The organism is Bradyrhizobium sp. 23AC (genome assembly GCF_054863025.1).
Map to the genome: position 1 here is coordinate 38,899 of NZ_JAVAYN010000032.1, position 25,749 is coordinate 64,647.

At 65.0% G+C, this 25,749-nt stretch carries 30 protein-coding genes and 1 pseudogene; 8 read left to right on the forward strand and 23 right to left on the reverse strand.

Going from position 1 to position 25,749, the window contains the following annotated elements; genetic code table 11:
* Positions 1-5 precede the first annotated feature (5 nt).
* The gene (locus RAD10_RS39145) at positions 6-1,493 is read left to right on the forward strand and encodes an HWE histidine kinase domain-containing protein (RefSeq protein ID WP_461621646.1); all 1,488 of its coding nucleotides are present in this window, start codon (positions 6-8) and stop codon (positions 1,491-1,493) included.
* Between the two features lie 49 nt (positions 1,494-1,542).
* Here the strand turns inward: RAD10_RS39145 and RAD10_RS39150 are convergent, their stop codons facing one another.
* Positions 1,543-1,764, reverse strand: a complete 222-nt coding sequence (locus RAD10_RS39150) for a hypothetical protein (protein ID WP_028144049.1) — start codon at positions 1,762-1,764, stop codon at positions 1,543-1,545.
* Between the two features lie 141 nt (positions 1,765-1,905).
* On the opposite strand from RAD10_RS39150, the gene RAD10_RS39155 reads away from it, so the two are divergent.
* Both RAD10_RS39155 and RAD10_RS39160 read left to right on the forward strand, forming a co-directional pair.
* The gene (locus tag RAD10_RS39155) at positions 1,906-2,163 is read left to right on the forward strand and encodes a hypothetical protein (RefSeq protein WP_091964781.1); all 258 of its coding nucleotides are present in this window, start codon (positions 1,906-1,908) and stop codon (positions 2,161-2,163) included.
* Positions 2,164-2,258: 95 nt separating this feature from the next.
* Positions 2,259-2,507: a hypothetical protein gene (locus tag RAD10_RS39160; protein WP_038972655.1), complete on the forward strand. Its 249-nt coding sequence runs from the start codon at positions 2,259-2,261 to the stop codon at positions 2,505-2,507.
* A gap of 111 nt (positions 2,508-2,618) precedes the next feature.
* On the opposite strand, the gene RAD10_RS39165 is transcribed toward RAD10_RS39160, so the two are convergent.
* Positions 2,619-2,816 carry a hypothetical protein gene (locus RAD10_RS39165; RefSeq protein ID WP_104463008.1) on the reverse strand — a complete coding sequence of 66 codons (198 nt, stop codon included), beginning with the start codon at positions 2,814-2,816 and terminating at the stop codon, positions 2,619-2,621.
* Between the two features lie 18 nt (positions 2,817-2,834).
* Positions 2,835-3,056 (reverse strand): hypothetical protein, encoded by a 222-nt coding sequence (locus RAD10_RS39170; protein WP_104462970.1) that lies wholly within the window; start codon positions 3,054-3,056, stop codon positions 2,835-2,837.
* Positions 3,057-3,171: 115 nt separating this feature from the next.
* On the opposite strand from RAD10_RS39170, the gene RAD10_RS39175 reads away from it, so the two are divergent.
* Both RAD10_RS39175 and RAD10_RS39180 read left to right on the forward strand, forming a co-directional pair.
* A complete protein-coding gene (locus tag RAD10_RS39175) occupies positions 3,172-3,366 on the forward strand; it encodes a DUF3072 domain-containing protein (RefSeq protein WP_461621647.1) in 195 nt (64 codons plus the stop codon).
* A 79-nt stretch (positions 3,367-3,445) separates the two neighbouring features.
* Positions 3,446-3,724 (forward strand): DUF6496 domain-containing protein, encoded by a 279-nt coding sequence (locus RAD10_RS39180; protein ID WP_461621648.1) that lies wholly within the window; start codon positions 3,446-3,448, stop codon positions 3,722-3,724.
* 12 nt (positions 3,725-3,736) lie between these two features.
* Here the strand turns inward: RAD10_RS39180 and RAD10_RS39185 are convergent, their stop codons facing one another.
* From RAD10_RS39185 to RAD10_RS39195, 3 genes are all read right to left on the reverse strand, one after another.
* Entirely contained in the window at positions 3,737-4,099 is a 363-nt protein-coding gene (locus RAD10_RS39185) for a hypothetical protein (RefSeq protein WP_461621649.1), read from the reverse strand.
* A gap of 11 nt (positions 4,100-4,110) precedes the next feature.
* The gene (locus RAD10_RS39190; RefSeq protein WP_461621650.1) at positions 4,111-4,260 is read right to left on the reverse strand and encodes a hypothetical protein; all 150 of its coding nucleotides are present in this window, start codon (positions 4,258-4,260) and stop codon (positions 4,111-4,113) included.
* 113 nt (positions 4,261-4,373) lie between these two features.
* A complete protein-coding gene (locus tag RAD10_RS39195) occupies positions 4,374-5,921 on the reverse strand; it encodes a Do family serine endopeptidase (RefSeq protein WP_461621651.1) in 1,548 nt (515 codons plus the stop codon).
* A gap of 210 nt (positions 5,922-6,131) precedes the next feature.
* Between RAD10_RS39195 and RAD10_RS39200 the strand changes: the two genes are divergently transcribed.
* Entirely contained in the window at positions 6,132-6,968 is an 837-nt protein-coding gene (locus RAD10_RS39200; protein ID WP_461621652.1) for a universal stress protein, read from the forward strand.
* Between the two features lie 20 nt (positions 6,969-6,988).
* On the opposite strand, the gene RAD10_RS39205 is transcribed toward RAD10_RS39200, so the two are convergent.
* The 11 genes from RAD10_RS39205 to RAD10_RS39255 form a co-directional block, all read right to left on the reverse strand.
* Entirely contained in the window at positions 6,989-7,201 is a 213-nt protein-coding gene (locus RAD10_RS39205; protein ID WP_461621653.1) for a hypothetical protein, read from the reverse strand.
* Between the two features lie 166 nt (positions 7,202-7,367).
* Complete coding sequence (locus tag RAD10_RS39210) at positions 7,368-8,402, reverse strand: putative bifunctional diguanylate cyclase/phosphodiesterase (RefSeq protein WP_461621654.1); 1,035 nt, start codon at positions 8,400-8,402, stop codon at positions 7,368-7,370.
* Positions 8,368-9,210, reverse strand: a complete 843-nt coding sequence (locus RAD10_RS39215) for a PAS domain-containing protein (protein ID WP_461621664.1) — start codon at positions 9,208-9,210, stop codon at positions 8,368-8,370. Before RAD10_RS39215 ends, RAD10_RS39210 begins: the two co-directional genes overlap by 35 nt.
* Before the next feature lie 272 nt (positions 9,211-9,482).
* Positions 9,483-10,220 carry a ribulose-phosphate 3-epimerase gene (gene rpe / locus RAD10_RS39220; protein WP_461621655.1) on the reverse strand — a complete coding sequence of 246 codons (738 nt, stop codon included), beginning with the start codon at positions 10,218-10,220 and terminating at the stop codon, positions 9,483-9,485.
* The gene (cbbX, locus tag RAD10_RS39225) at positions 10,217-11,149 is read right to left on the reverse strand and encodes a CbbX protein (protein WP_461621656.1); all 933 of its coding nucleotides are present in this window, start codon (positions 11,147-11,149) and stop codon (positions 10,217-10,219) included. The genes rpe and cbbX overlap by 4 nt, the downstream gene beginning before the upstream one ends.
* A gap of 99 nt (positions 11,150-11,248) precedes the next feature.
* Positions 11,249-11,656 (reverse strand): ribulose bisphosphate carboxylase small subunit, encoded by a 408-nt coding sequence (locus RAD10_RS39230; RefSeq protein WP_028144064.1) that lies wholly within the window; start codon positions 11,654-11,656, stop codon positions 11,249-11,251.
* 11 nt (positions 11,657-11,667) lie between these two features.
* Positions 11,668-13,128 (reverse strand): form I ribulose bisphosphate carboxylase large subunit, encoded by a 1,461-nt coding sequence (locus RAD10_RS39235; protein WP_091964799.1) that lies wholly within the window; start codon positions 13,126-13,128, stop codon positions 11,668-11,670.
* Between the two features lie 38 nt (positions 13,129-13,166).
* Positions 13,167-14,252, reverse strand: coding sequence for a class II fructose-bisphosphate aldolase (fba, locus tag RAD10_RS39240; protein ID WP_092262535.1), 1,086 nt, complete (start codon positions 14,250-14,252; stop codon positions 13,167-13,169).
* Between the two features lie 12 nt (positions 14,253-14,264).
* Complete coding sequence (gene tkt, locus RAD10_RS39245) at positions 14,265-16,283, reverse strand: transketolase (RefSeq protein ID WP_461621657.1); 2,019 nt, start codon at positions 16,281-16,283, stop codon at positions 14,265-14,267.
* Positions 16,284-16,299: 16 nt separating this feature from the next.
* The gene (locus tag RAD10_RS39250; protein ID WP_018321765.1) at positions 16,300-17,175 is read right to left on the reverse strand and encodes a phosphoribulokinase; all 876 of its coding nucleotides are present in this window, start codon (positions 17,173-17,175) and stop codon (positions 16,300-16,302) included.
* 12 nt (positions 17,176-17,187) lie between these two features.
* The gene (locus RAD10_RS39255) at positions 17,188-18,225 is read right to left on the reverse strand and encodes a class 1 fructose-bisphosphatase (protein WP_461621658.1); all 1,038 of its coding nucleotides are present in this window, start codon (positions 18,223-18,225) and stop codon (positions 17,188-17,190) included.
* Positions 18,226-18,343: 118 nt separating this feature from the next.
* On the opposite strand from RAD10_RS39255, the gene RAD10_RS39260 reads away from it, so the two are divergent.
* Complete coding sequence (locus RAD10_RS39260; protein WP_091964807.1) at positions 18,344-19,321, forward strand: LysR family transcriptional regulator; 978 nt, start codon at positions 18,344-18,346, stop codon at positions 19,319-19,321.
* A 229-nt stretch (positions 19,322-19,550) separates the two neighbouring features.
* Here RAD10_RS39260 and RAD10_RS39265 read toward each other — a convergent pair whose 3' ends face one another.
* Both RAD10_RS39265 and rfbC read right to left on the reverse strand, forming a co-directional pair.
* Positions 19,551-20,447, reverse strand: a complete 897-nt coding sequence (locus tag RAD10_RS39265) for an NAD-dependent epimerase/dehydratase family protein (RefSeq protein WP_461621659.1) — start codon at positions 20,445-20,447, stop codon at positions 19,551-19,553.
* The gene (gene rfbC, locus RAD10_RS39270; RefSeq protein WP_461621660.1) at positions 20,444-20,968 is read right to left on the reverse strand and encodes a dTDP-4-dehydrorhamnose 3,5-epimerase; all 525 of its coding nucleotides are present in this window, start codon (positions 20,966-20,968) and stop codon (positions 20,444-20,446) included. The genes RAD10_RS39265 and rfbC overlap by 4 nt, the downstream gene beginning before the upstream one ends.
* Positions 20,969-21,120: 152 nt before the next feature.
* On the opposite strand from rfbC, the gene RAD10_RS39275 reads away from it, so the two are divergent.
* Positions 21,121-22,353, forward strand: coding sequence for a methyltransferase domain-containing protein (locus RAD10_RS39275; protein ID WP_461621661.1), 1,233 nt, complete (start codon positions 21,121-21,123; stop codon positions 22,351-22,353).
* A 14-nt stretch (positions 22,354-22,367) separates the two neighbouring features.
* On the opposite strand, the gene RAD10_RS39280 is transcribed toward RAD10_RS39275, so the two are convergent.
* The 4 genes and pseudogenes from RAD10_RS39280 to RAD10_RS39295 form a co-directional block, all read right to left on the reverse strand.
* Entirely contained in the window at positions 22,368-22,565 is a 198-nt protein-coding gene (locus RAD10_RS39280) for a hypothetical protein (RefSeq protein WP_028144073.1), read from the reverse strand.
* Positions 22,566-22,703: 138 nt separating this feature from the next.
* Positions 22,704-23,123, reverse strand: a complete 420-nt coding sequence (locus tag RAD10_RS39285) for a DUF4118 domain-containing protein (protein WP_461621662.1) — start codon at positions 23,121-23,123, stop codon at positions 22,704-22,706.
* A 150-nt stretch (positions 23,124-23,273) separates the two neighbouring features.
* Positions 23,274-24,466, reverse strand: a pseudogene (locus RAD10_RS39290) (MFS transporter).
* A 54-nt stretch (positions 24,467-24,520) separates the two neighbouring features.
* Positions 24,521-25,141 carry a TetR/AcrR family transcriptional regulator gene (locus RAD10_RS39295; protein ID WP_461621663.1) on the reverse strand — a complete coding sequence of 207 codons (621 nt, stop codon included), beginning with the start codon at positions 25,139-25,141 and terminating at the stop codon, positions 24,521-24,523.
* Between the last annotated feature and the right edge of the window lie 608 nt (positions 25,142-25,749).

Sequence of the window (25,749 nt, forward strand, 5' to 3'; positions counted from 1 at the left end):
CGCGAATGGACCACGAAAAGGTCAACATCCTGCTCGTCGACGACCAGCCGGCCAAGCTGCTCGCCTATGAGGTGATCCTGAAGGAACTGGGCGAGAATCTCGTGATCGCTTCGTCCGGACGCGAGGCGCTGGAGGTGCTGCTCAAGACCGAGATCGCGGTGATCCTGGTCGACGTCTGCATGCCCGAGCTCGACGGCTTCGAGCTCGCCGCGATGATCCGCGAGCATCCGCGCTTCCAGAAGACCGCGATGATCTTCATCTCCGCCATCCAGGTCAGCGACATCGACCGGTTGCGCGGCTACGAGATGGGCGCGGTCGACTACGTGCCGGTACCGGTCGTGCCGGAGGTGCTGCGCGCCAAGATCAAGGTGTTTGCCGAGCTCTACCGCAAGACCCGCGAGCTGGAACGGCTGAACCAGGAGCTCGAGGATCGCGTCCGCGCGCGCACGGCGGAACTGGAGAACTCCACCGCGAAGCTGCGCGAAAGCGAGCAGCGGCGCAGCATGGCCATCGCCGCCGGCAAGATGGGTTCCTGGGATTGGGACTGGATCAGCGGCGACTGGATGTGGGACGAGGGGCAATATCGCATCTTTGGCGTCGGCCCGGAGAGCTTCGAGGTCAATCCGGCCAACGTTCAGGCGCTGTTGCATCCCGACGACGTCGATCAGTTGCGCAAGGCGATCGCCGAATTCAACAAGGGCACGCGGGCCTATGAGACCGAGTTCCGCATTGTGCGGCCCGACGGCGAGGTGCGCTGGTGCGTCGGTACGGCGGCCGCGACAGTCGACGATAGCAGTCGCGTCGTGCGCGTGAGCGGTGTCACCGTGGACATCACCGAACGCAAGCGAGCCGAGGAACGGCAGAATTTGCTGGCGCGGGAAGTCGATCACCGCGCCAAGAATGCGCTGGCGCTGGCGCAGTCGATCGTCCGCCTCACCCGCGCCGACGAGGTCAAGGCCTATGTCAACGCCGTCGAGGGGCGCATCAATGCGCTGGCGCGCGTGCACACGATCCTGTCGCTGTCGAGCTGGCAGGGCGCGGAGCTCTCCAAGCTGATCGACGAGGAGCTTGCGCCCTATTCGCTCGGCGGACAGATCGTATTGGCGGGTCCCGAGGTCCAGTTGGTGCCGGCGACGGCTCAGACGCTGGCGCTCGCGTTGCACGAGCTCTTCACCAACTCTGCCAAGTATGGCGCACTCTCGACCAGGTCGGGACGGCTCACGATCGGCTGGCAGGTCGAGGACCAGCTGCTGACGCTGAGCTGGGAGGAATCCGGCGGTCCGCTCGTCATGACGCCGAAATCTCGCGGCTTCGGCACGCGAAGCCTGCTTGCGAGCGTCGAGTCCCAGCTCGGAGGACAGGCGCAATTCGATTGGCGAGCCGAAGGACTATTGTGTCGCCTCAAGGTGCCGCTGACACGCAAGACGGCGACGACCGCCCCCGGAAAATTCGACGCCCCCAGCTTAGCCGAATTGCAACGCGCCTCGGGCTAAAGCGCGATGCGATCAGGATGAATCGCTGCGCACTTTTCCGGATCATGCTTTAGCCAGACGCCGCCATCCTGGTTTGCCGCGGCGGCCGCGCTTCCTCGGCGAGGCGTCCTTCGAGCCAGGCTTCCGTCTGAGCGAGATCGCGTAGCGCCCTCGCGTAGCGGCGGGCCGCACTTCGCTCCGCACCGCGCGGCAGTTTGCGGGCCTTGCGCAGCATGTCCGCAGCCGCGTTGCGATAGGCCAGCGAGCGGTAAAGAAAGACTACCTTACCCATATCGAATGTTCCCGTTTTGCCGACGCTTATCCTCGCAGGCCCGGCATGAACGTCGGATGAAGCCGGTGATGACAATTCCTTCATGCGTTTGGAACCGGTGAATATCGCCCGCGTTTGCATGCCAGTCGGGATGCAGTTCCCATGCGCGCAAAAAAGTCGTCGGACTTGATCTCTCCCACCGGCCTCATCAAGCTGATGACGCATGCGATGATGGGGGCAGCCCTCGGCCTCGCCTTCAGCCTCACGCTGATCCTGTCCAATCCCGCCGTCGCCAGGCTGCTCGATCACGGCGGAAGCCAGGCCGCAATCGTCTTCGCCCTCACATTGGTGACGACGTTCGCGATCGGCGCGACACTCACCGGCGTCGTGTTCATCCTCGCAGAGGACAAGCAATCTTGAACCGTGCGTGCGGCGCGGCAGATGCGTTTGTCGGGAACTCCTTCGGCAAATGGCGGTTGGCTGCCTGCGTCAATTTAACTCAGGGAGTTCCCCGCATGACAACGGCAAAGCTCGTTCTCACCGCAATGTTGGCCACCGGCCTCGCCGCCGCGCCGCTCGCCGCACAGGCCAAGTCGCACAAGGCCAAACACGGATCATCGATGTCGTCCTCGCAGACCACGGGCGCCAACACCAAGGCCTCGAAGGGCGCGGATCCTTCCGGCCAGGGCGGCTCCGGTCCCGGCTCGGACCAGGGCGGCACCATGACGAACAAGAGCAGCAAGGGCATGAGCAATACCAAGTGAGCTCAGGCCGACATGACATCAAAAACCCCGCGGCGACGCGGGGCTTTTTTCTTGTTTCTTGATGCCGATCGGCAATCGAGCGCCACATCGTCGAGCGCCCGCGTCAGCTCGTTACGGGCGACGCGTTTCAGAGTTGAGCGCAGCATTCGTCTTCACGAGTTGCTCGAGCTGCGCCCGCTTGCGTCCGATCAGAAGTTGGGCCGCAGCATCGTCGAGCCCCGCACGCTGCAATTGCCGGATGGCAGAGCCCAATTCGAGAATCTCGGCGCGCAACCTCAAGATCCGGTAAGTGTCCGGGTCTTCCTCCACGGCGGCCCCCAAAAGGTTTCAGCGCCGCGTGCTCGCGCGCTCGGGATTGCCGGCTGTCTTCACGAGACGAAGGCGCACCCGGTCGCGAACGTCAGGCAGGACATCGCGGCCGCCGGCAGCCTTCCATTCGCCGATCAGCAAATTGACCTTCCGGCGCAGATCCATCTGCGCCAGGGCCTGCTGGACGCAATCGCGGTCGCCGTTGATGAGATCGCGCACGGAGGCCTCGACGCCGGCCATCTCAACCCTCAAGGCGCTGATTTTACGCCGAATTTCGTTAATTCTGTTGTCCATGGCTTGTTAGAACAAAATAAGAACATATAGTCAAGTCACGATTTCAGGACGGAGAAGCGACATGCAGGTTCAAGGCAAATACGACGCCAGGGTTTTCCTCGCCGAGCAGATGACACGGACGCAGGGGCTGAGGCTGAAACGGCTGAGTGAAGAAGCGTATCAGCCAGCACAATATGCGCGCGATCTGTCCTTCACCGAGGCCGCACGGCGCATTCACGTGCTGGAAGCGGAGATCGAGCTGGCGAATTCCTTCTAGGCTGCGCCTGGAACGCTGTCCGCGTCCTTCGGAACCATGCCCGTGTCGAATGGTTCTCCCCGGCCAAGGGAGAACATGCATGGCACGCAAGGCAAAGAAGCGCCGCTACTCACGCAGCTCCGGCAGCGATGTCGAAAGCGAGATGCGCCGCTACAAGAAGGGCACGGCAAAGAGCGGTCGCAAAGGCCGTGGCGGACGCGTGAAGAGTCGCAAGCAGGCGATCGCGATCGGACTGTCGAAGGCGCGCAAGAAGGGCAAGAAGGTCCCGAAGAAGGCTGCCAAGAAGACGTCCAAGAAGAGGACGACCAAGAAGAGGACAACCAAGAAATCGTCGAAGCGCAAATCCAGCAAGCGCTGACGTTGGCCCGTGTCAGATCATGCTGCCCGGCATGAAGCAGCGGATCGAAACCCCGAACGCGGTCTTCACCGGCCACACCATGGTGCGGCCGGCCCGGTTCGGCTCGGTGATGACGGCTTCGTCCGGCACCTCGATCCATTCGCCGTCGAGACGCACGCGATAATGCCCGTTATGCGACTCCCAGTCGGGATCGGCGACGGCAAAACCATCCGCATCCGAGCAGCACGGACCAAGGTGGCTGCGCAGGCTGTCGAACCATGGCTTCAGGGGTGAGTCCGCGTAGCGGCCGTCGTCCCGCCCGAGAGCGTTTCCGCCCCAGAGCACGATTGGCGCCACGAGTAGCGCCCTCCTCAGCGAGAGCTTCAATCGATCCATGTCGGCACCGATCAAATGCGAACCAGCGGCCAGTTCCAGAAGCCGGCGGCAAGTTCGAAGTTCCACGCTTGCACGGTCCCGGCGGCATCGTTGCCGCCGGCGACCTGCACGAGTCGGAACTTTGATGAGCGAACACGGCTTTTTCGGACGAACCGCGTCATCGTCGCTGCCGTTAACGAGAATGTTATCGATCGCCTCCCGGGAGTCCTGAAGGCGAACGAAAAAGGCGGCCTCGAGGGCCGCCTTTCTTGATCCATGCCGATCGACGTTCGCCTCAGGCGAGTGGTACCGCGACGAAGCGGGTCGCCTGCGCGCTTCTGACCTGCAACAGCACGCTGCGCTTGCCGGACGATTTGGCCTGCGCCAGCTCGGAACGGACATCGCCGACATTGGCGACGGCCTTGCCGCCGACATTGAGGATGACGTCGCCGGTCTGGATGCCGCGCTGCGCCGCCGGCCCTTGCGGATCGACTTCGGTGACGACAACGCCCTTCTGGCCAGCGCCCTGGACGTCACCGGCCGGAGCCAAAGCAAGACCGAGGCGCGGCGTGTCGGCGTTCGACTGCGTCTTGCCCTCACCCGTCTTGAGGTCTCCCTGGGCCTGCCGCTGGTTCGGCAGTTCGCCGAGCGCGAGCGTCACCGTTTTGCTGTCGCCCTTGTGGAAGACGTCGAGCTTCACTGAGCTGCCAGGCGCAAGGGTCGCGATCGTGCGGGCGAGGTCGCGGGAATCCTTGACCGCTGTGCCGTTGACGGCGGTGATGACATCGCCCGCCTCGATGCCGGCCTTCGCCGCCGGGCTGCCATCCTGCGGATTGTCGACGATCGCACCGCGCGCCTCCTTCAGGCCGAGGCTGTCGGCAATCTCGGCGGTGACCGGCTGCACTTGCACGCCGAGCCAGCCGCGGGTCACGGCGCCCTTGTCCTTCAGCTGCGCGACGACGAGCTTTGCGGTCGAGGCCGGAATGTCGAAGCCGATGCCGACCGAACCGCCGGAGGGCGAGAAGATCGCAGTGTTCACGCCGATCACGTTGCCGCTCATGTCGAAGGCCGGGCCGCCGGAATTGCCCTTGTTGATGGGCGCATCGATCTGGATGAAGTCGTCATAAGGGCCGTTGCCGATGTCGCGGCCGCTGGCCGAGACGATGCCGGCAGTCACGGTGCCGCCGAGGCCGAAGGGATTGCCGACCGCGACCACCCAGTCGCCGATGCGCGGCTTCTGGTCGGAGAATTTGACGAACGGGAAGTCCTTCTTGCCGTCGACCTTGATCAGCGCGAGATCGGTCTTCGGATCGGTGCCGACGACCTTGGCGGTGTAGCTCGTGCCGTCATCCATGGTCACCTGCACCGACTCGGCGTGGTCGACGACGTGGTTGTTGGTCACGGCATAGCCGTCGGCCGAGATGAAAAAGCCGGAGCCTTCGCCCGTGATCATCTGATGGCGCTGGCGCGGCATGCCGTTCATCCCGCCCGGGCCACGGAAGCCGAACTGCCGCGAGAACTGGTCGAACGGGGTATCCTCGTCCTGATCCATCCGGTTCTGCTGCAGCATCGCGCTCTTGTCGTTGTCCTGGTCGATCTTGACGCGCACCGAGATGACGGCAGGTTTGACCTTGCTGACCAGGTCACCGAAGCCCGGCGGGGTCGCGGCGGATTCGGCGGCCTGGGCCGGGGTAATGAAGGAGCTCGGACCGAACGGCGAAGAGCTGGGAGCAGCCGCCAGCACGGCCACGCCGAGCGCGGCCACGGTGCCGAGCAACGCAAGCCGGCGCGGCCTCAGGATCCTGCGGGACGTCTTGGTGTCGGAATTGACGCGATCGTTCATGTCGAAATGTCCATGTTGGATAAGGTGTCGCCTTGCATCCAACATGGCCATCGTCACCTTACGACGTCCCGTCCATCCGATTAAATCTTGGCAAAGAATGCGCGGGGCCCCCCGGGAAAGTCGTCCCCTGCGCATTTGATGCAGCTCAACGCGGGCCCTATGGGCAGTGAAAAAATGCGACCACCGAATGATGTTCATCGGAGGCGCGCCATGTACAAAGACATTCTCGTCCACATCCCCACCGAACGCCCCATGCGCTGCGCGATCGAGGGCTCGATTTCGCTCGCGGCGCAGTTCAACGCCCATCTCGACGCAGTCGCGATCGGCTATGTCGCAACCAGTGCGGCTTACGTGATGGAGGGCGGCGCCGCGGTGGCGGCCGTGTTCGAACTGGAACGCGAGCGCGCGGTGGAGCGGGCCGAGGCCGCGCTCGCGGTGTTTGGCATCGAAGCGGCGAACGCCGGCATCTCCTACGGCTGCCGTCCGCTCGGCGCGATCCCGGTGGATGCGGCGGACTCGATCGGCGAGATGGCACGACTGCACGACCTCAGCGTCGTGCTTCAGCCCGATCCGGCGCAAAGTTCATTCGACAACGATGTACCGGGCGAGATCCTGTTTCAGGCGGGCGGCCCGGTGCTGTTCCTGCCCTACACCTTCCATGGAGCGTTCAAGGCGGGCCGGATCGGCATCTGCTGGGACGGCAGCCGCGTCGCCGCCCGCGCCGTGCACGACGCAGCACCGTTCCTGGCCCGCGCCGATGAGATCGTGATCATCACGATCAACGAAGCCAAAGCCACGTCCGACGAAGCTTCAGCGAACGGTCTGGCAAGACATCTCGGCCGGCGTGGACTGTCGACCCGCACGGTCAACCTGTCGGCGACGCGCGCCAATATCCAGCCGACCATCCTGTCGCTGGCGGCCGACGAGGGGCTCGATCTCCTGGTGATGGGCGGCTATGGCCATTCGCGATTGCAGGAACGCGTTCTCGGCGGCGTCACCCGCGCCATGCTGGAAGCCATGACGGTCCCGACGCTGATGTCGCATTGAGCCGGGCCCGCCGGGCGCCGTCACGCCGCGACCGGGGTCTCCCACGTCGCGGGCGCAGCGGCGCCCTCGTCGTGCTGCGCATTACACGCGTCGAAATGCGCCTTGAGCTCGACCTCGGCGAGGTATTCGAAATGTTCGGCCTGGCCGAGGAGTTCCCAGTTCTGTAGCGGCCGGTAGGCCGCCTGCTGACGACAGAGGGACGCCAGCGCCCGGTAGCGACGTACGTTCTCCATGAGACCCTCCCTCGCACTCACAAGGCTTATTGCCCCGATTTGCGTCAGGCCGATGGCGATTGTGCAAAAGATTTGCTGCGCCGACCGCGCGCCTAGCCTCGGCTCGTTGTTAGGAAATATATGTCCGGGCCAAAGTTCCAAATGAACCGCGCCTTGGACCCGAAGGCTAGGCGTAGAGCCGGCGCTCCACGGTCACGCCGACCAGGTCGAGATAGCGCTCGATCAGGGCGGGCCGGCCGACCAGATGGCCCTGCATCTCCTCGCAGGCCTCCCGCGCCAGGAAGGCACGCTGCGCTTCCGTCTCCACCCCCTCGGCAATGACCGGGATATGCAGGGCGTGCGCGAGGCTCAGGACCGCACGGACGATCTCGGCCGATTGCGGCGTCGCCTCGAGATTGGAGATGAAGCTGCGATCGATCTTGATCTTGTCGAACGGGAACGATTGGAGATAGGACAGCGACGAATAGCCGGTGCCGAAATCGTCCATCGCGATGCGGATGCCGAGCGCCTTCAGCCGCCGCAGCAGATTGAGCGCGCGGGTGAAATCGCCGATCAGCACGCCCTCGGTGATCTCGACCTCGAGCCGCGTCGGCGTCAGCCCCGTCTCCAGCAGGATCTGGTGGATCGAACGTTCGAGATCGCCGGCCTGGAACTGGATCGGCGACAGATTGACGGCGACCTGCAGCGGCCGCGGCCAGGAAGCCGCCTCGCGGCACGCTTCGCGCAAGACCCATTCGCCGATCTGGACGATCAGCCCGTTCTCCTCGGCGAGCGGAATGAACTGGTCCGGCGGCACGAAGCCGCGCGTCGGATGGTCCCAGCGCAGCAGAGCCTCGAACCCGATGACCTCACCATCCACCCGCGCCTGCGGCTGGAAGTAGACCAGGAACTGGTTCTGCTCCAGCGCCTGTCGCAGGTCGTGCTGCAACAGCCTGCGGTCGCGCAGCTCCTGGTCCATCTCGGATTCGAAGAAGCGCACCCGGCCCCTGCCCTCGCGCTTGGCACGATAGAGCGCCGAGTCGGCGTTGGCGAGCAGCGTCGCGGCATTCACGCCGTCGTCCGGATAAAACGCGATGCCAACGCTGAGGCCGACATGGGAGAGATAGTCGTCGACCTCCAGTTCCTGACCGATGGTCTCGACGAGACGTTCGGCGAGCGCCAGAACGTCATCGCGGCTGATGTCGTCGGGCATCAGGATCATGAACTCGTCGCCGCCGATACGGGCGACGAAGGCGCTGTCGGCTTCCCCGGTCCGCCGCCGCCCGCATCAGCAGATCGCCGACGGGGTGGCCGAACACGTCGTTGACTTCCTTGAAGCGGTCGAGATCGAGGCTGAGCACGGCAAAACTGGTCGCCGCCTCCTGCGCCCGCTCCAGCCGTTCGCCGAACACGGCGTTGAAGGCGCTGCGGTTCGGCAGGTCGGTCAACGCATCATGATGCGCAAGATGGCTGATGCGTTGCTGGGTGTTGAGCCGCTCGGTGACGTCCTCGATCACCCCGACCAGGTATTGCGGGTCGCCGGCGTCATCCGTGATCAGCAACTTGCGTGAATTGACGACGCGGTCGTGGCCCTTGACGCCGATGTCGAGCAGATGCTCTTCGAGGAACATCGGCATGCCGCTGGCGACGACACGGCGGTCCTGCTCTTTGACCACGCGGGCGACGTCGGCCGGAAAGATCTCCTCCGGCGTCCGGCCCAGCATCTGTTCGCGCGGAATGCCGTAATAGTCCTCGCCGGCCCGGTTGAGCAGGATGTAGCGGGAATCCTTCGCGCATTTCGCGAAGACGGCGATCGGGATGTTTTCGACGATGGTGTCGAGGAATTCCTGGGTTCGCAGCAGATCAAGCTTGACCTCATCGTGCGTGTGAGCGCGTGCGTCGGTCATCCGCTGGCGGTCGCGATCGCTCGCGTCATAGGCCGCGCTGACGAGCTCCCCCAGCTTGAGGACGTCGACCCGTCCGGCCGCATCGGTTGCGCAGCGAAGCTGCTCGGCGAACAAGCGATGCATGCTCACGCCATCGCCCCATGCCGCGTGCAGGCCTCATGCCTGGCAATAGCCTTGATCCGCATCCCCGCGCTCTCTTGGCATTCCTGCACGCAGGTTGCGATGTACAGCATTGCGTGGGCGTTAATCGAATTTTCGCCTCGGATGCGTTGGTTACCCCGACCTGAAAGACGCGATCGCTTTTTGCCGCAACCTCCGTGGAACCCCGGAGATAAGTGCCACGCCGTGGGACAACCGGCACGGGCGGATCTTCCACGGCTTGCGCCTTCCGTAGTCTACCGGATACGGCCTGCCTCGCTGACGCGCAGCGGCTGCGTAGAATTATCTTGCCGCTTTGGAACCCGGCCCGTCTCGGCGGCGATGCGAATGGCCTGGATATTTGCGGCATATTCGGCAACGCTTTTGCCGCGAAACACCGCGGAACCGGCCACCAACGTATCGGCGCCCGCGGCGGCCACGGCAGCGGCATTGTCACGCGTGACACCGCCATCGACCTCGAGCCGGATCGGCCGATCACCGATCATGGTTTTGAGCCGGTGGATCTTCTCGAGCTGGGATTCGAGGAAGGACTGGCCGCCGAATCCCGGATTGACGGTCATCACCAGCACGAGATCGATGCGATCGAGCACATATTCGATCGCGCTCTCGGGGGTCGCCGGACACAAGCTGACACCGGCCTTCTTGCCGAGCGCACGGATCGCCTGCAGCGAGCGGTCGAGATGCGGGCCGGCTTCGGCATGAATCGTGATGACGTCAGCCCCGGCCTTCGCGAACGCCTCGAGATAGGGATCGACAGGCGCGATCATGAGATGCACGTCGAAGATCTTCTTCGTCGTCGGCCGGATCGCCTTGATGACATCGGCACCAAAGCTGATGTTGGGCACGAAGTGTCCGTCCATGACATCGCAATGGATCCAGTCGGCGCCGGCCGTGTCGATTGCGGCGATCTCCTCGCCGAGGCACGCGAAATCCGCGGCCAGGATCGAGGGAGCGACAATGATTTCTCTGGTCATGGCTTTGCACTCCGCGCATCGGCGCCGCCGCTGAAGACGCGGCTCGCCAGGACGTCCATGGGATCGATGGTTTCGAGGTCGTCGACATCGAGCATCCGGTCGAGATCGGACACCAGCCGATCGGCCTGGCGCAGGCGGATGCGGTCGACGGCGTTGCGGATCGAGCGCGCATTGGAGAAGAACGGCTGGGTCCGGCGCAGCGCGATGTATTTCTCGAACGCCTCGCGGGCCGTGGTCGAAAAGCGATAGCCCCGCTCCTTCAGCATCAGCTCGGCAATGACGAGCAGCTCGGCTTCGGCATAATCAGGGAATTCGATGTGGTGGGCGATGCGCGAGCGGAAGCCGGGGTTGGACGCGAAAAAGCTCGTCATGCGCTCGCCGTAGCCGGCGAGGATCACGACGAGGTCTTCGCGCTGGTTCTCCATCACCTGGAGCAGGATCTCGATGGCCTCCTGACCGTAGTCACGCTCGTTGTCGGGGCGATGCAGATAATAGGCTTCGTCGATGAACAGCACGCCGCCCATCGCCTTCTTCAGGATCTCCTTGGTCTTCGGCGCAGTGTGGCCGATATATTGGCCGACGAGATCGTCGCGCGTGACCGAGATCACCTGCCCGCGCCGCACGAAGCCGAGACCGTGCAGGATCTTGGCCATGCGCAGCGCCACCGTGGTCTTGCCGGTGCCGGGATTGCCGGTGAACGACATGTGCAGGGTCGGCGGAGCCGATGCCAAGCCGGCGCGCTGCCTGATGCGCTCGATCAGCAGCAGCGAGGCGATCTGGCGCACGCGGTTCTTCACCGGCTTCAATCCGATCAGCTCCTGCTCGAGCTGCTGCAGCGTGTCGGTGATCCCGGCCGCTTCGGCTTCCTTGCGGAGATCGAATTGGGTCTCGTTGGGCTCAGTCGTGGTTGCGTGGGGAACATCGAGCATGGCTACCCTCGAAGAAAAGAGCTTCGCCGCGAGGCAGCGGCGAAGCAGTGGTCCGCCAAGGAAGCGGAGCAGGGAGAGCTCCGCGCGGAAGCGGATGACTTACGTTGGCGCGTGCGCCGCCGGCCGGCGCACGGTGGTGTAACGGATCGCGCGGCCGCCGACTTCCTGCCGCACCAGCTCGAACTCCGCCTCATGCGGAGGACGATTGACGAGGAAGGAGATCCGCACCGATTCCCAGCCATGGCTTGAATCGAAGCCGCTGATGCGGATGTACTTGTTGCCATACACCCTACGGCACTCCGCGAGCTCCATCATCACGCCGGCGGCGTCCTGGAGGTCGAACATCGGCAGGCCCCACATCTCCCAATAGGTGTTGCGGGGATGAGGATCGTCGGTGAATTCGATATTCACCGCCCAGCCGTTGCCGAGGCAATATTGCACCTGCTTATAGATCTGGTCGTCGGTGAGATCGGGCAGGAACGAAAAGCAACCTTGAGTGAGTTTCATGCTGCGTCTCCCTAGACGGTTTCGAGCGCGGTCGGCACGAAGTCCGGCGTGTCGGTGGATTGATAGTTGAACGTCACGTCCTTCCAGACCTCGAGCGCCGCTTTCAGCGGTGTGCAGGTCTCGGCCGCCCTGGCCAGGATCTCCGGACCCTCGTGGACGTAGTCGCGGCCCTCATTGCGGGCGAGGATCATCGCTTCCAGCGCCACGCGGTTGGCGATCGCGCCGGCCGCAATGCCCATGGGATGGCCGATGGTGCCACCGCCGAACTGCAACACGACGTCTTCGCCCAGGAGATCGAGCAGCTGGTGCATCTGGCCGGCATGGATGCCGCCGGAGGCGACCGGCATCATCTTGTTCAGGCTCGCCCAGTTCTGGTCGAAGAACAGGCCGTGCTCGAGCTTGGTCGGATTGAAGTCCTCGCGGCAGACATCGTAATAGCCGCGCGTGGTGTTGGGGTCGCCTTCCAGCTTGCCGACCACCGTGCCGGCATGGATGTGGTCGACGCCGGCAAGGCGCATCCATTTGGCGATGACGCGGAACGACACGCCATGGCTCTTCTGCCGCGTATAGGTCGAGTGCCCGGCGCGATGCAGATGCAGGATCATATCGTTGCGCCGCGCCCATTTGGCCATCGACTGGATCGCGGTGTAGCCGATCACGAGGTCGATCATGACGATGCACGATCCGAGCTCCTTGGCGAACTCGGCACGCTCGTACATGTCTTCCATCGTGCCCGCGGTGATGTTCAGGTAGGTGCCCTTCACTTCGCCGGAGGCCGCCTGTGCGCGGTTCACCGCCTCCATGCAATAGAGGAAGCGGTCGCGCCAGTGCATGAAGGGCTGCGAGTTGATGTTCTCGTCGTCCTTGGTGAAGTCGAGCCCGCCCTTCAGCGCCTCATAGACGACGCGGCCGTAGTTGCGGCCCGAAAGCCCGAGCTTCGGTTTCACCGTCGCGCCCAGCAGCGGCCGGCCGAACTTGTCGAGCCGCTCGCGCTCGACCACGATGCCGGTCGCCGGTCCCTGGAAGGTCTTCACATAGGCGACGGGGAAGCGCATGTCTTCCAGACGCAGCGCCTTCAGCGGCTTGAAGCCGAACACGTTGCCGATGATCGAGGCCGAGAGGTTCGCGATCGAGCCCGGCTCGAACAGGTCGAGATCATAGGCAATGTAGGCGAAATACGAGCCCGGCGTGCCCGGCACCGGATCGACGCGGTAGCATTTCGCGCGATATTTCTCCGCCGCGGTCAGGCGATCGGTCCACACCACGGTCCAGGTCGCGGTCGAGGATTCACCGGCGACTGCGGCCGAGGCCTCGATCGGATCGACGCCCTCTTGCGGCGTCACGCGGAACAGCGCGATGACGTCGGTGTCCTTTGGCGTGTAGTCGGGCTCCCAATAGCCCATGCGCTTGTATTCCATCACACCGGAGCGATAGCGCTCTTTGCCGCGGACCGTGCCTGCATGTGCGTTCATGTCTCTCTCCTGTTGTTTTCTCTGTTGTTTCCGATTGACTAGGCCGCAACGGGTTCGCGGGCGTCGATGCGCGGATCGAGCTCGCCGGCGCGATAGCGCCGCGCCATCTCGCTCAAGGGAATGACCTTGATCTTGCTGGCATGGCCCGCGGTTCCGAACTGCTCGAAACGATCGCGACAGAGCTCGCGCATCGCGTCCATTGCGGGCTTCAGGAATTTGCGCGGGTCGAACTCGGAACGCGTTTGAGCGGCGACCTTGCGGAACACGGCCGTCATCGCGAGGCGGCAGTCGGTGTCGATATTGACCTTGCGCACGCCGCTCTTGATGCCGCGGACGATCTCCTCGACCGGCACGCCCCAGGTCTGGGGCATCTCGCCGCCGAACTGGTTGAACATGTCCTGCAGGGGCTGCGGCACCGACGAGGAGCCGTGCATGACCAGGTGCGTATTCGGCAGCCGGCGATGGATCTCCTCGACAACCCGCATCGCCAGAATGTCGCCATCCGGCTTGCGGCTGAACTTGTAGGCGCCGTGCGAGGTGCCCATCGCGATGGCGAGCGCATCGACCTTGGTGGCTCGAACGAAGTCGACCGCCTGATCGGGATCGGTCAAGAGCTGGTCGTGGCTGACCGTGCCCTCGACGCCGTGGCCATCCTCCTGCTCCCCGCCGCCATGTTCCAGCGAGCCGAGCACGCCGAGCTCGCCTTCGACGGAGGCGCCGACCCAATGGGCGAGATCGACGACGCGGCGGGTGATCGCGACGTTGTAGTCGTAATCGGCCGCCGTCTTGGCATCGGCCTTGAGCGAGCCGTCCATCATGACGGAGGTGAAGCCATGAGCGATGGCGGAGGCGCAGGTCGCTTCGTCATTGCCGTGGTCCTGGTGCATGCAAAGCGGGATGTCCGGATAGGTCCGCTCCAGCGCATCGATCATGTGCGAGAGCATGAGATCGCCGGCGTAGCTGCGCGCGCCGCGCGAGGCCTGGATGATCACGGGCGCATCGACCTCGGCCGCCGCCTGCATGATCGCGATACCCTGCTCCATATTGTTGATGTTGAACGCCGGCACCGCATAGCCATGGCTGGCCGCGTGGTCGAGCAGTTGGCGAAGTGTGATACGGGCCACGAGAAGTCCTCCTTATTGTCGCTTGCGAGCGATCGCCCGGCGGGCGGCTTCCGCAATGCTTTGCGGTGTGATGCCGAATTCGCGGTACAGCACCGGCGCCGGCGCCGAGGCGCCGAAGCCGCGCATGCCGACGAATTCGCCCTCGGTGCCGATCCAACGCGACCAGTCGCCCTGCACGGCCGCCTCGATCCCGACGCGCGGCGCGGTACCGAGCACGGTGGCGCGGTAGTCGTCCGGCTGCTCCTCGAACAGGGCGAAGCATGGCGCGGACACCACGGCCGCACGAATGTGCTCGGTCGCGAGCAGGCGGGCGGCTTCCAGTGCAATCGAGACTTCCGAGCCGGTTGCAACGAGCGTGACGTCACGGCCGCCGTCCGGCGAGACGACGAGATAGGCGCCGTGCGCGACACGGTTTCTGCCGCGCGCATCGCTGCGGAAGGTCGGCAGCGCCTGACGCGACAGGCACAGCACGGAGGGGCGATCTTCGGAATTGAGTGCGCAATCCCAGGCCTCCAGCGTCTCCACCGCGTCGGCGGGGCGGAACACCAGCAGGTTCGGGATCACCCGCAGCGCGGCAAGGTGCTCGACTGGCTGGTGCGTCGGGCCGTCTTCGCCGAGGCCGATGGAATCGTGGGTCATCACGTGGATGACGCGCAGCCGCATCAGCGCCGCAAGGCGGATCGCGGGCCGGCTGTAATCGGAGAACGCGAGGAACGTGCCGCCGTACGGGATGAAGCCGCCATGCAGAGCGAGGCCGTTCATCGCGGCGGCCATGCCGTGCTCGCGAATGCCGTAGTGGATGTAGTCGCCGGCGAACGTCCCGCGCTTGACGGGGACTTGCACCTTGGCGTGCGTCAGGTTCGAATGCGTCAGGTCCGCGGATCCGCCGACCAGGCCGCCAATCGTCCCGGCGATGCCGTCGAGCACCTGTTGCGAGGCTTGCCGCGTCGCGAGCTTCGGACGCTCGGACGCAAAGCGTTCGCGCAATTTCGCCGCGGCCAGCGCATAGGCGGCCGGCAGGGCAACCGCCTTGCCTTCGACGAACATGTCGCGCTGCTCGGGCGTCGCGCATTCGTAGCGATCGAGCCAGGCGAGTCGATCCACCTGCCCGCGTTGCCCGATCATCCGCCACGCCTTCTGGATCGTGACAGGCACCACGAAGGGCTGATAATCCCAACCCAGCGTCCGGCGCGCGGCCGCGGTCTGCTCGGTGCCGAGCGGCGCACCATGGGCTTTCTCCGTGCCCTGCCGATCAGGCGCGCCGTAGCCGATGATGGTGCGACAGGCGATCAGCGACGGCTTTGCGGTCTCTCGCTCCTCTGCGATCGCCTGCGCGATCGCTTCGGGATCGTGGCCATCGATGCTGCGCACCGACCAGCCGGAGGCGGCGAAACGCGCGAGCTGGTCGTCGGACGTTGCCAGCGAGGTCGGCCCGTCGATCGAGATCCCGTTGTCGTCGAACAGCACGATCAGGCGGCCGAGCCCGAGATGGCCGGCGAGCGAGATCGCTTCCTGGCTGAGGCCTTCCATCAGGCAGCCATCACCCGCGATCACATAGGTGAAATGATCGACGAGGCCGTCGCCATGTCGCGCATTGGCCATCCGCTCGGCGAGCGCCATGCCGACCGCGGTCGCGATTCCCTGCCCGAGCGGGCCTGTCGTCATCTCGACGCCCGGCGTGTGACCATATTCTGGATGGCCCGGCGTCTTGGAGCCCCATTGCCGGAACGCCTTGATGTCGTCGAGGCTGACATCGCCGCCGGTCAGATGCAGCAGCGCATAGAGCAGCATCGAGCCATGGCCCGCCGACAGCACGAAGCGGTCGCGGTCCGGCCAGTTGGGGTGTGCCGAGTCGAATTTCAGGAAGCGCGAAAACAGCACGGTTGCGACATCGGCCATGCCCATGGGCAGGCCGGGATGGCCCGACTGCGAGGTCTCGATGGCGTCGACCGCGAGGAAGCGGACGGCATTAGCGAGATCGTTGTGCGTGACCGCCGTGAGGTCGGCTTCGGCGTGGACGGAGATGTTCATCGGATTCTCTCCTCGTTCACTTCAAGCTGCGCTTGCGCTCGATGAGCTGCATGATCAGCGGCGTCAGGATCAGCTGCATTGCGAGATCGAGCTTTGCGCCGGGGCACACGATCGAGTTCGCGCGCGACATCCAGCTCTGCGGCAGCATCGAGAGCAGATAGGGGAAATCGATGCCGCGCGGGTTCTTGAAGCGGATCACCACCATCGATTCGTCCGGCGTCGGGATCCAGCGCGCGATGAACGGATTGGAGGTGTCCACCGTCGGCACGCGCTGGAAGTTGATGTCGGTCTCGGTGAATTGCGGGCAGATGTAGTGAATGTAGTCGGGCATCCGCCGCAGGATGGTGTCGGTGACGGCCTCGGTCGAATAGCCCCTCGCACTGCGATCGCGGTGCAGCTTCTGGATCCATTCGAGATTGATGACCGGCACGACACCGATCTTGAGGTCGGCATAGCGCGCGACATTCACCTTGTCGGTGACGACGGCGCCGTGCAGGCCCTCGTAGAACAACAGGTCCGAATTCTCCGGCAGCCGCTTCCAGTCGGTGAAGGTGCCGGGCGCCGCGCCATGCAGCGCGGACTCCTCGGCGTCATGCACATAATGCCGTGTCGTCGCCGTGCCGGTTTCGCCATAGTCGCGGAACGCGCGCTCCAGCTCCTCGAACAAATTGGTCTCGGGGCTGAAATGGCTGAAATGCTTGTTGCCGCGATCGGCCTCCTTCGCCATCTGCGCGCGCATCTCGGCGCGGTCGTAGCGATGAAACGCGTCACCCTCGATGTAGGCCGCGTTGACCTTCTCGCGGAAAAATATCTGCTCGAAGGTCTTCTTGACCGAAGTGGTGCCGGCGCCGGAGGAGCCGGTGATGGAGATGATCGGATGCTTCCTGGACATCGGGCGCCCTCCTTACAGCCGGAAGAATCCGCGCCGCGCGAACAGCGGCGCTGAGACGCTGGCAACCAGCAGCGGATCGCAATGCAGCTCCTCGACGCGGCGCACCTCGTTGCTCGATCCCATGATCAGCGGCACGCGCTGGTGCAGGTTTTGCGCCGAGAGATCGAGGATGCGCTCGCGTCCCGTCGTGGCGGAGCCACCGGCCTGCTCGATGATCATGGCCATCGGATGCGCCTCGTAAGTCAGACGCAAGCGGCCGTCGCCGTAACCGGGGCGCGCGTCCGAGGGATAGAGGAAGACGCCACCGCGGGTGAGGATGCGATAGGCCTCGGCGACCAGCGAGCCGACCCAGCGCATGTTGAAATCGTGGTTGGCTGGGCCGTCGACACCGGCGAGGCACTCGTCGACGAAGGCACGCACCGGCGAATCCCAGTGCCGGCGGTTCGACGCGTTGATCGCGAACTCCTCGCAGGCCTCGGCGATCTGCGCGCCGCTGCGCGCGAGGCGGAAGCAGCCCGCCTTGCGGTCGAGCGTGAAGATGTCGACGCCTTGGCCGAGCGTCAGCACCAGGGAGGTCTGCGGCCCGTAGGTGACGAAGCCTGCCGCGAGCTGCGCCGAGCCGCGCTGATGGAAGGCGAGCGAGAGATCATCGGGCGCGGGCAGGATCGAGAAGATCGTGCCGACCGTCATGTTGATGTCGATGTTGGAGGAGCCGTCGAGCGGATCGATCGCGATGCAGATCTTCGCCTCACGATCGCCGATCTGGGCCTCGCGCATCTCTTCCGAGGCGAGCGCCGCGACCGGCAGCTTGCTGAGGCAGCGGCGCAGGATCGCGTCCGCCTGCACGTCGAGATCACGCTGGACGTCGCCGTCGCTGTTGCGGCCGGTGGTCAGGCCGGAGGCGTCCGCGAGATCTCCGGTGGCGATCAGGTCAGCGATCTCGATGGCGGCTGCCGCGATGGCATCGACCGCGGCCGCCACGGCGAGCGCGTGAGGTGCGGTCTCCGAATACCGTTGAAGGTGGTCGTCCAGCCTCAGTTGCCCGGTCATCTGCGCATCCCCTTTGCCGGCGCCGTATCCAGTTCCCTCCCCTCTGGAGGTCGGTACGGTCAGTCCCGGCATCAGGAGATTGACAGGGGCAGCTTAATAAGGAAAATTTCTATTCATAATGAGCGTCAAAGAATTTTCTTATAATGGCCCCGGCCACGCGGCGGCCCAGCTCCGGCACCTGACGATCCGGCAGCTGCGTTCGCTTGCGGCGCTCTCGGCCAAGGGCAGCGTGACGGCCGCGTCCGGCCATCTCGGGCTGACCCAGCCGGCCGTCACCCAGCAACTCCGGCAGCTTCAGGATCTCGCCGGCCTGCCGCTGGTGCAGCGGACCGGCGACGGCATGTTGCTGACCGAGGCGGGCAAGGAGGTCTTGACGCTGGCCGAACGGGTCGAGGCCGCCATCATGGACTGCCAGGGCGCCCTCGACCTGCTCGCCGGGCGGACCGGCGGCACCGTGCATCTCGGCGCGGTCTCGACCGCGAAATATTTCGTGCCGCATGCGATCGCGGCGTTCTCCAAGCGGTACCCCAAGATCGAGATCAAGCTCACCATCGGCAATCGCGAGGAGATCCGCGAGGCCATGCACGGCTATGACCTCGATTTCGCGGTGATGGGTCGGCCACCGGCCGACGTCACGGTCGACGTCCGCCAGCTCGGGCGCAATCCGCACATCATCGTCGCGCGCAAGGGACACTGGCTGGAGAACGATTCCGGCCTCAACCTGACCGACCTCGTGCACGAGACCTTCCTCACCCGCGAGCCCGGCTCGGGCACGCGGACGCTGATGGAGGGCATGTTCCAGAAGTCCGATCTCGAGCCGATCATCGGCATGGAGATGAGCAGCAATGAGACCATCAAGCAGGCCGTCATCGCGGGGCTCGGCATCGCCTTTATCTCGGCCCACACGGTGGCGCATGAGCTCACCGAGGGCCGGCTCATCGTGCTCGATGTCGCGGGCCTGCCGATCGTGCGGCAATGGTACGTGATCCGCCGCAGCGACAAGGTGCTGCTGCCGCCGGCGCAGGCGATGTTCGATTTTCTGGGCTCGGAAGGGTCGAACTATCTGCCCGACGTGCCCGAGTTCGGCGGACGATGATCCGCTCGCGTTCAGCTCATCAGCTTCATGGCAACCGTCGCCGCCAGAATCACGATGATCTGGAGCAGACGCTCGGTCGTGAAGATGCGGTTGAACGTGATCATTGCTTGCCCCGGCCGACGTGAGGGAGATTTCGGTCGGCCCGTTGCTAGCACAGGCACCCAGCCAGACAACTCCGTAATTGCCACGGGTGCCGCTTGCTCTCCGCCTGTTGCGAGGAGATCGCACGTCATCCCCTCCCCGGCAGACGGTCGATCCACCATGCGAGATCGCGCGCGGCGCCCTCCTCGAATCCGATGATTGGCACGCCCGCAGTCACGCCGCGGAGGTGGCGGACGTCGGCGGCAATGATCGGCTCGGCGTCGACGCCCGTTGCGGCGACTGCGCCGAACCTGACCAGATGGCGTGCTTTGAGACAACCTGCGACATGCTCGATCACGCTGCGCAGGCTGCGCGTCTCGCCACTGGCGAGATTGACGACGCCGGAGATTTCGCTGTCGAGCACGGCGGCGATCATCTGCGCGAGGTCATCGACATAGACGAAATCGCGCAGCTGCCCGCCATGCGAGCAATCGAAATGCTGGCCCGCGCGAAGGCTCCGGATCAGCGAAGGGATCAGGCGCGTCTCGGGCTCGTGCGGCCCGAACGGGACAAACACGCGGCCCCACGCGGCGCCTGCCGCGATATAGGCTTCGGCCGTCGCGAGCTTGGCTTGTCCGTACAGTGTCGTGGGACGGCATTGGCTGGTGCGTTCCTCACATGGGCCGCTCTGCGGTCCGTATTCGAAGCAGCTTCCGATGCCGAGGATGCGCTTGGTGCCGCAGGTTCGCGCACGTGACAACAGGTCAATGCTCGCCTCGGCCCACAACCGGTTGACAGGATCCTCGCGATAGCGGCCTGGCCGCACCTCCCAGGCCAGATGAACCAAGTGCGTCGGGCGCGCTGCGGACAGCGCGTGTCGACGGCCGGCTTCGGTGAGGAGATCGGCCGCATGCCATGTCACACCGGCCACCGCCGATTGAGCCGCGCGCGCGACGCCGTGGACCTCGAAGCCGCGATCAGCCAGCACAGGCAGCAGCGCACGACCGACGAATCCGGACGCGCCCGTGACCAACACCCGCCTCATGCGAGACACGGCAGCGCGCGGTCGCGCGCGGACAGGATCGGATCGGGCAGCGGCCAATCAATCGCGAGCGATGGATCATCCCAGCGAATGCCGGCCGCGCCTTCCGCGTCATAGGGCACATCGATGCAATACATCAGCTCGGTCCCATCCACGAGCGCCTGGAAGCCGTGCGCGCATCCAGCGGGAATGAACACGGCATTGCGGCGATCGGCGGCAAGCTCGACCGAGCACCATTGTCCGTAGGTGGGCAGCGATCGGCGCAGATCGACGATCACGTCGAAGGCGCGGCCGGCCACGCATCGCACCAGCTTGGCCTCCGGCCCGCCCGCCTGGTAGTGCAGGCCGCGCAACGTGCCGGCGCGCTCGTTATGCGAGAGGCTGTGTTGCGCGAAATGCGTCGGCAGGCCCTGCGCGGCGAAGGCCTCAGTGTCGAACAGCCGGGCGAAGAATCCGCGCGCGTCGGTCTCCGGCTCGATCCCGATTTCAATTACGCCTGGGAGAGCCAATGCAGTGAACTTCATCCCGGGCCTCCGCACCGCGACGCCGCCGTTGCGAACGTCGGTTCACCGAAACGCCTTTTGGGTTGCATCATGCGCAACGTTGTCGGAATTTCCGTGGCTTGAGAGAATTCACTAACAGCCGCGGCACGACGGCACAACGGGACGATCCGTTCATGGACAGGCACCGATGCCGCTTTTGCGCGCAGGAGCTCGACGAGACCTTCGTCGATCTCGGCCTGTCGCCTCTGGCGAATTCTTATCTGCCGCCGGAGCGGGCGGATGCGACTGAGCCGACCTATCCGCTGCATGCCCGTGCGTGCGGTGCCTGCGGGCTGGTGCAGCTTCCGCAATTCGAGCCTGCGGCCAACATCTTCGAGCAGTATCTGTATTATTCGTCCTATTCCGAGAGCTGGCTGCTTCATGCAGAGAGTTACGCCGCCGAGATGATCGCCCGCGCGAAGCTCGGAGCAGCATCCGAGGTGATCGAGATCGCCAGCAATGACGGATATCTGTTGCAATATTTCCTGCGCGCCGGCATCCGCGCGCTCGGGATCGAGCCGGCCAGCGGTCCGGCGGCCGCTGCGATCGCCAAGGGCATACCGACCCGGACCTGCTATTTCGGCCGCGACGTCGCGACCACGCTGCGCGCCGAAGGTCATAGGCCCGAGCTGATCGTCGCCAACAACGTGCTGCCGCACGTCCCTGATATCAACGATTTCGTCGCGGGCCTGCGCATTCTGCTGCCCGAGACCGGCCGTGCAACGCTGGAGCTTCCGCATCTCCTGCACCTGATCGAAGGCGTCCAGTTCGACACGATCTATCACGAGCACCTGTCGTACTTCTCGCTCGCGACTCTCGAGACGGTCTTTCGCGCACATGCCTTGCGCGTTTTCGACGTGGATGAATTGCCGACCCATGGCGGCTCGCTCCGTCTGCACGTCTGCATCGAGACCGCGCCTCCGAGCGCCTCGCTTGCGCTCGAGAGCTTGCGCCGGCGCGAGACCCTGGCAGGGCTCGACCGGCCCGCGTGCTATCGTGATTTTCAGGCGAAGGTGGCGGCGAAGCGCGAGACGATCCGCGATTTTCTCGTCGCGGCGCGGCGCGCGGGCACGTCGGTGCTGGCCTATGGCGCGCCCGCAAAGGGCAACACGCTGCTCAATTATTGCGGCATCACGCGCGAGCTGATTCCGTTCACCGTCGACCGCAATCCGCACAAGCAGGGCCTGCTGCTTCCGGGATCGCTTCTGCCGATCCGCGATCCCGCCGCCCTGATCGCGGCCAGGCCTGATTACGTCTTCATCCTGCCCTGGAATCTGAAGGACGAGATCATCGCCCAGCTGGCGGAGGTTCGCGCCTGGGGCGGACGATTCGTGGTGCCCGCACCCGATCTGACGATCATATCGTGAGCGATGGTTAACGATCAGGCTGCGAGCGGAGCGGCGTAGTCCGCGCGCAACGCGAAATAGGCTTCCAGCTCCGACAACGCCCGCGCCTCCCAATCGCTCGCCTGCTCCAGCAGCGACCAGCTCTGGCCCGGGCGGAACGCAGCGGTCTGGCGATAAAGCGATGCGATGCCGCGATAGCGGCGCACATTCTCCAAGATGGCTTGACCGTTCATGTCCGAAAACTCCCTCGTCATTCCCGGGGGAGAAACTGCGGCCAAATCTTTTTCGAAAAGTTAGCGGCGCGCGGCAAGCTTGCGGATGGTTGCCGGACTGTTGCGCGGACGCAACGTGCACGGCCGCGCAAAGGCGAATTATTGCGGATTCGTTGCCGCGCTCTCGCCCGGGGACTTCAGCCCGCCCTGGCTGACGATCCTCATCGTCTCGCGGCAGAGATCGGCAAGGCCAATCAGCAGCACCGCGAGCAGGCAGAACAGGTTGATGGAATCGGTATTTGCGTTGCTCAGCGCGTTGAACTCGAAGAAGGGCGGAATGAACGCCCACCATACCAGGGGAATGGTGAACAGCGCGGCAAACCCCGCCGCCGGCGTGCCCGCAACGATGCCGAGCATGAACAGGCCGGGCAGGAATGCTGCAAAATAGAGCTTTGCGCCGAGCGCAACGCAAACGCCCTGAAACGCAGCCGACATGGCGACAACGACGCATCCGAGCAGAAACGCCTGCCACGACCATGGCCGTACCCGCGGTACGCCAAACAGCCCCGCACGCCTCATCAGCCTCCCCCTGCCGCCCATTAACCTGGCCCGCTTGAGACCAAAGTACTACAGCGGCACCGAAATCGCGAGATGGAAATTGCAGGCGCCCGCGGCTTCGTCTGCGAGCCCTGGTAAACGCCCGCATCGCACAATTGCTGCGGCCGGCGGCTATTCGGTCGCCGCATAGAGCAATCCGATGACGGGCAGAGCGAGGCCGATGGCCGATGCGAGCGTCCAGCCGCCTTGCGCGAAAGCCCAGGCGCCGACCGCGGAGCCGGCCGCGCCGGCGGTGAAGAACGTCGCCATGTAGAGGCCGTTGAGGCGACTGCGGTGCTCGTGCCCGAGCGCGAAGATGGCGCGGAAGCCGAGCACGACATTGCCCTGGACACCGACGTCGATGGCGATCGCCGCCACGACCAGACAGACCAGGTTCAGCATCGAGCCGGGTGCGCCGAGATAGGTCACGAGGAAGCCCCCGGCCGCGAGCAGCATCGCGATCAGCGTCGCGATCCGGCTGTGGCCGCGATCGGCGAGCCGTCCGGCGATGGGCGCCGCGAACACGCCGGCCACACCGGCCAGCGCAAACAGCGCGATACCGCGCTGGGTGAAGCCGAACGCGTCGGCGAGCTGGAGCGGTGCCACCGTCCAGAACAGGGTGAAGCAGCCGAACAGGCTGGCCTGATAAAGCGCCCGGCGCCGCAGCAGCGGCGTCGCCCGCACCAGATGCGGCATCGACAGCAACAGCTCGCCGTAGTGCATCCGCGTCACCGGCTTGCGATTCGGCAGCGTCATCCAGAGCACCGCCGTCAGCACGATCATCAGCGCGGCGGAGGCGAAGAACACCGCGTGCCACGACAGCGCCGCGGTGACGAAGCTCGACACCGGACGCGCCAGCATGATGCCGAGCATCAGGCCGGTCGAGACGTTGCCACGACGCGGCCGCGGATGGCTTCCGGCGCCAGATGCGCGGCATAGGGAATGATGATCTGCACCGCGACCGAGCCGAGGCCGACGAACAGCGCGGCGATCAGGAACGGCAGCGCATGGGTGGCGAACGCGGCGGCGAGCAGGGCCGCCGCGCCGAGCGTGATGACGGAGCAGATCAGGATGCGGTTCTCGACGAGATCGCCGAGCGGCACGATCAGCAGCAGCCCGGTGCCGTAGCCGATCTGCGTCATGGTGACGATCAGCCCGCTTGCTGCGTGCGACAGGCCGAGCGCGGCGCTGATCGGGGCGATGAGGGGCTGCGCGTAGTAGATGTTGGCCGCGATCATGCCACAGGCCGCGGCAAGCACGAAGGTCAGGCGTTGCGACACCGCATCCGGCCCGGGCGCGGTCTCGATCGTGGCATTCATCGTCATGACGCATAGTCTCCGAGATAATCGGGAATGATCGTTCCCTAATAGGACACAAATTCAGGCGAGCAGTTTCATCGCGACGCCGACGAGGCGGGCCCCGTCGAGCGGCAGGCGCGCCTTGCCGACGACGCGCAGGCCCTGCGTGATGCAGATCATCAGTCGCGCGGTGTCATCGGCCGCGACATGACCGGGAATCGAGCCGTCGGCCTGCCCCTCGCGGATGAGGCCGGCGATGAAATCTTCGTTGGTCTTGAGCTGCGCGCCGACGCGGGCGGCGACGACGGAATCGACCGCCGACAATTCGACCGCGCTGCCGACCACGAGGCAACCGCGCCGCCCCTCGGCGCCCTGGGACTGCGCGACATAGGACAGCAGCAAATTGCGGACCCGATCGCGGCCGTTTGTGCCGCGCTGGGCGGCGCTGCGGGTCTGCTCCTGGCGCAGCGCCGTATAGCGCTCGAAGGCAGCCAGGAACACCGCATGCTTGTCGCGAAACGCCTTGTAGATGCTCCCCGTCGCCAGCCGCATCGCCGCGGCGAGGTCGCCGATGGAGGTCGCATGATAGCCGCGCTCGCGAAACATCCGCACGGCACGGTCCAGCGCCGTATCCATGTCGAATTCCCGGGGACGACCGGGCGGACGGGCGGCAGACTGCGATCGGCGGGCGGCTTTTTGCATTGCGGGATAATAGGGAATGGTTGTTTCCTAATAAAGACAATTGGTTGTGATGGGGGAGGTCGAGTGGTCGGATAAGCAGGCCGGCCGGATCTCGTGTCCCGGACGCGCTGCAACGCCTCTTGGCGTTGCTGCGCAGAGCCGGGACCCAGAAAGCTATAGGGCGCGATGCGGATGGATGGCCCGGCTCTGCAGCGCACCGTCCTACTGGACGATGCTTCGCATCGCCGGCAGCGCTGCGCTGCGTCCGGGGCACGAGAGCGGAGTGTGGCGCGCGCTTTTCTCCACACCGATGCTCCAGTGCAGATCCCAGCGGCAGTGCCGTAGGGTGGGCAAAGGCGCATAGCGCCGTGCCCACGATCTCCCTCCATGAGCAACAAGGCGTGGGCACGCTGCGCTTTGCCCACCCTACGATATCGAGTTTGTGGCACGCAGCTCAGCTCACAGACACGCCTTCGCAGCCTCGCGGCTTGAATCGCCCGAGCTTTGCTTCGTCTCGCCACCCTCTAATCCAAGAGGGCGCAGGGAAGGCCGGGTGCTGGCTCGCACCCGCGGTCCGCTGCGCGAAATGCACACGCAGAAAGAACCGCACAGCAGCATACAGGTGGTGC

Bases quoted from the DNA above. Each gene is read 5' to 3' on its own strand.
- RAD10_RS39145 (WP_461621646.1), top strand. From the start codon at position 6: ATGGACCACGAAAAGGTCAACATCCTGCTCGTCGACGACCAGCCGGCC.
- RAD10_RS39150 (WP_028144049.1), bottom strand. From the start codon at position 1,764: ATGGGTAAGGTAGTCTTTCTTTACCGCTCGCTGGCCTATCGCAACGCG.
- RAD10_RS39155 (WP_091964781.1), top strand. From the start codon at position 1,906: ATGCGCGCAAAAAAGTCGTCGGACTTGATCTCTCCCACCGGCCTCATC.
- RAD10_RS39160 (WP_038972655.1), top strand. From the start codon at position 2,259: ATGACAACGGCAAAGCTCGTTCTCACCGCAATGTTGGCCACCGGCCTC.
- RAD10_RS39170 (WP_104462970.1), bottom strand. From the start codon at position 3,056: ATGGCCGGCGTCGAGGCCTCCGTGCGCGATCTCATCAACGGCGACCGC.
- RAD10_RS39175 (WP_461621647.1), top strand. From the start codon at position 3,172: ATGCAGGTTCAAGGCAAATACGACGCCAGGGTTTTCCTCGCCGAGCAG.
- RAD10_RS39180 (WP_461621648.1), top strand. From the start codon at position 3,446: ATGGCACGCAAGGCAAAGAAGCGCCGCTACTCACGCAGCTCCGGCAGC.
- RAD10_RS39185 (WP_461621649.1), bottom strand. From the start codon at position 4,099: ATGGATCGATTGAAGCTCTCGCTGAGGAGGGCGCTACTCGTGGCGCCA.
- RAD10_RS39190 (WP_461621650.1), bottom strand. From the start codon at position 4,260: ATGACGCGGTTCGTCCGAAAAAGCCGTGTTCGCTCATCAAAGTTCCGA.
- RAD10_RS39195 (WP_461621651.1), bottom strand. From the start codon at position 5,921: ATGAACGATCGCGTCAATTCCGACACCAAGACGTCCCGCAGGATCCTG.
- RAD10_RS39200 (WP_461621652.1), top strand. From the start codon at position 6,132: ATGTACAAAGACATTCTCGTCCACATCCCCACCGAACGCCCCATGCGC.
- RAD10_RS39205 (WP_461621653.1), bottom strand. From the start codon at position 7,201: ATGGAGAACGTACGTCGCTACCGGGCGCTGGCGTCCCTCTGTCGTCAG.
- RAD10_RS39210 (WP_461621654.1), bottom strand. From the start codon at position 8,402: ATGATCCTGATGCCCGACGACATCAGCCGCGATGACGTTCTGGCGCTC.
- RAD10_RS39215 (WP_461621664.1), bottom strand. From the start codon at position 9,210: ATGCATCGCTTGTTCGCCGAGCAGCTTCGCTGCGCAACCGATGCGGCC.
- rpe (WP_461621655.1), bottom strand. From the start codon at position 10,220: ATGACCAGAGAAATCATTGTCGCTCCCTCGATCCTGGCCGCGGATTTC.
- cbbX (WP_461621656.1), bottom strand. From the start codon at position 11,149: ATGCTCGATGTTCCCCACGCAACCACGACTGAGCCCAACGAGACCCAA.
- RAD10_RS39230 (WP_028144064.1), bottom strand. From the start codon at position 11,656: ATGAAACTCACTCAAGGTTGCTTTTCGTTCCTGCCCGATCTCACCGAC.
- RAD10_RS39235 (WP_091964799.1), bottom strand. From the start codon at position 13,128: ATGAACGCACATGCAGGCACGGTCCGCGGCAAAGAGCGCTATCGCTCC.
- tkt (WP_461621657.1), bottom strand. From the start codon at position 16,283: ATGAACATCTCCGTCCACGCCGAAGCCGACCTCACGGCGGTCACGCAC.
- RAD10_RS39250 (WP_018321765.1), bottom strand. From the start codon at position 17,175: ATGTCCAGGAAGCATCCGATCATCTCCATCACCGGCTCCTCCGGCGCC.
- RAD10_RS39255 (WP_461621658.1), bottom strand. From the start codon at position 18,225: ATGACCGGGCAACTGAGGCTGGACGACCACCTTCAACGGTATTCGGAG.
- RAD10_RS39260 (WP_091964807.1), top strand. From the start codon at position 18,344: ATGAGCGTCAAAGAATTTTCTTATAATGGCCCCGGCCACGCGGCGGCC.
- RAD10_RS39265 (WP_461621659.1), bottom strand. From the start codon at position 20,447: ATGAGGCGGGTGTTGGTCACGGGCGCGTCCGGATTCGTCGGTCGTGCG.
- rfbC (WP_461621660.1), bottom strand. From the start codon at position 20,968: ATGAAGTTCACTGCATTGGCTCTCCCAGGCGTAATTGAAATCGGGATC.
- RAD10_RS39275 (WP_461621661.1), top strand. From the start codon at position 21,121: ATGGACAGGCACCGATGCCGCTTTTGCGCGCAGGAGCTCGACGAGACC.
- RAD10_RS39280 (WP_028144073.1), bottom strand. From the start codon at position 22,565: ATGAACGGTCAAGCCATCTTGGAGAATGTGCGCCGCTATCGCGGCATC.
- RAD10_RS39285 (WP_461621662.1), bottom strand. From the start codon at position 23,123: ATGAGGCGTGCGGGGCTGTTTGGCGTACCGCGGGTACGGCCATGGTCG.
- RAD10_RS39295 (WP_461621663.1), bottom strand. From the start codon at position 25,141: ATGCAAAAAGCCGCCCGCCGATCGCAGTCTGCCGCCCGTCCGCCCGGT.